The organism is Shewanella surugensis, assembly GCF_023284005.1.
In the GTDB taxonomy this organism is placed as follows: Bacteria; Pseudomonadota; Gammaproteobacteria; order Enterobacterales; family Shewanellaceae; genus Shewanella; species Shewanella surugensis.
Map to the genome: position 1 here is coordinate 1 of NZ_JAKIKS010000274.1, position 2,289 is coordinate 2,289.

Sequence of the window (2,289 nt, forward strand, 5' to 3'; positions counted from 1 at the left end):
TGATTACAATCGAACAAGAAGGCATAGTGCAATTGGGTATCAAAGCCCACTGCATTATGAACAGCAAAAAGTCGCTTAATTGAGTGTCCAGTTTTAGTGCGGGGTATCAGATTGTATTACTGCACCACAATGATACTCGCCATGAAAGAGCTGAGCGTGAAAAAACAAAAATGTTCGACGATGATGACTATTGACTATTCACAGAAAATGCTTACATAAGGCGTTACTGCTGGTGTGAGTCAGGCCTTTGCAGCGCTCAGTATGTAACGATTGATGATATGGACGAAGCACTCTCGACCGTATGGTTGAGAACTCTCGAGCGCATCGTTGAGGACTCCATTTAATTCACAAGAGTGACTTTTCACCAACCGCGATGTCTGCCGCTCTCGGGGCACGGCTTCTTATAACAAAAAGACAGCGGTGGCACTCTTTATAAACAAAGAAGGCCAATGGCGCCGCATCAGCTTGGTTAAATGAGTGCTGCCTTTGCGAGGATCTTTAATGATCAGATGAGTGCAAGACAGGCATTGAGCGAAATGAAGAAATACCTAAGTGATTCAGCTCAACAACTCAAAGGTGAAATCACCAACGCAGGCCCAGAAGCATTACAAGGTGGTGGGGCCCCTTTCGCCAGCCGAAATGCACATAGTGCTATCATTAATCTTCAACCATTAGAGAATAGAATGAACACCTCCCCCTTTAATGGGTTCTCGTTATTGATCGGTATAGACCTCAATGCCTGGGGTGGTATTATATCTAGGCTCACCATGCATCACGGTATAAACCCGATCCATTGCCGTATTCACTTCAGTTAAAGACATTTGTTCAAGGCAGTTAAAGATACTGTATGATTGCGGGCAGTTAAATTCTGTGGAGAATTGATAACTATTCCATTCAGTGGCATTTGGCGTAGTATAGTAGGTAATTGAATCCATTAGTTCTTTTGTTTGTTCATCAAAAAAAACAAGTTTAAAGCCTGGATTGTTATAATGATTTGGTGTTATCCCTGGCGCGGCAAGTGCAACTGCTGTGATATAATTATGATTGAGATCATATAAACGCCTGAGTTCATCCATATGAGTGTGGCCATAGAGAATACCAATGATATTTTTTTGATAACGCTCTGTTAATGTTAAAAATTGATTAAGCCAAGAGTTATCTTGTGAGGGCAGATGTGCCCACATCCAGTATTCGCCCTTTCCCTGTGAGATTGCATAAGCATTTAATCCTGGTGGAATATGCATGGCAATGGCAACCTTTTCGTTATTACTTGCAGCAGCTGCAAGTTGAGTTGCAAACCATTGCATTTGCATATTGCCCGCGTGGAGGTGTGAGATACCGTCTACGGGATAGTATTTAGCCCCTAAAATAATAGAGTTTAATAGAATAACTCGCAAGCCTTCTATGGGAATAGCTGCGTAGTAGTCCATTGTGGGGGCGGGATTTGATACCATACATGGTGCGCTACCACAATGGGATTTGGTATTTAACGCAGGAAAAGGATTACTGGGGTTTGCAGATAAAGAGAAGGTGGTTTTTTGTTGTGCGTCGGCAAAAGAATGATAATCCCCCGCTAAGGAGTCATTATTGCCAGTGGCATAAAGTAAGGGAATATTTTCTAGATTAGCGAATTGACGTAGTTCATTAAGTACTGTTCCCATATTGTCATTATTATCAGTGCGATCAAATTCAGGTAAATAACAGTTTGGGTACGTGCAAGCGTAATGTGCAGGTAAATCTCCTGTATATAAAATAAACTGAGGGGGAGTGGCGCTGGTGATAACCTCTTGTAGTTTTGTTTTTGTGGCTTGCCAGAGGGTCGAACCTGTATCTTGGCCATAAGTGATGTTTACGGCATCCGTATCTAAATGTATATCTGATAAGTGGACGAAATAAGGGCGCGTGTCGTTTGGCGTGTTACCGCCACAGGCAGTTAACCCATAGAGGCTGGCTATGAGTATTGTGACTATTTTAGTTATTTTGACTGAGGGCATAGTAAAGGGATCCTTTTAATGAGGTAGATGATTTAATTGTAATAGATGCCAAAAGGCTAATATTTAAAATAGTGCGTAGTGTATGAGTGTAGAAAGTATTTTGACTTTTTTGGAGGTTTATACGTAACCGCCCACTCAGTACCTGAGTATGCAATCACCAGATATCAAGGTGCTACATCGTTCGAAAGTGAGCGTCCGGCGAACTACGCCTTGCTTAGATTAACATGCCAAGGTAAGAGACTATTGAGATCACAGTTGGGGGGAGATAGCTGTTCCAAGCAATGTTCGATGTAAT

1 protein-coding gene is annotated in these 2,289 nt (G+C 42.1%); it reads right to left on the minus strand.

The window, feature by feature from the left end; genetic code table 11:
* Window positions 1-713: 713 nt before the first annotated feature.
* Window positions 714-1,994, minus strand: coding sequence for a metallophosphoesterase (locus L2764_RS26830; protein WP_248943389.1), 1,281 nt, complete (start codon window positions 1,992-1,994; stop codon window positions 714-716).
* Window positions 1,995-2,289 lie beyond the last annotated feature (295 nt).

What these genes read in the sequence shown, in the direction of transcription:
- L2764_RS26830 (WP_248943389.1), bottom strand. Translation starts at nt 1,994, where the DNA reads ATGCCCTCAGTCAAAATAACTAAAATAGTCACAATACTCATAGCCAGC.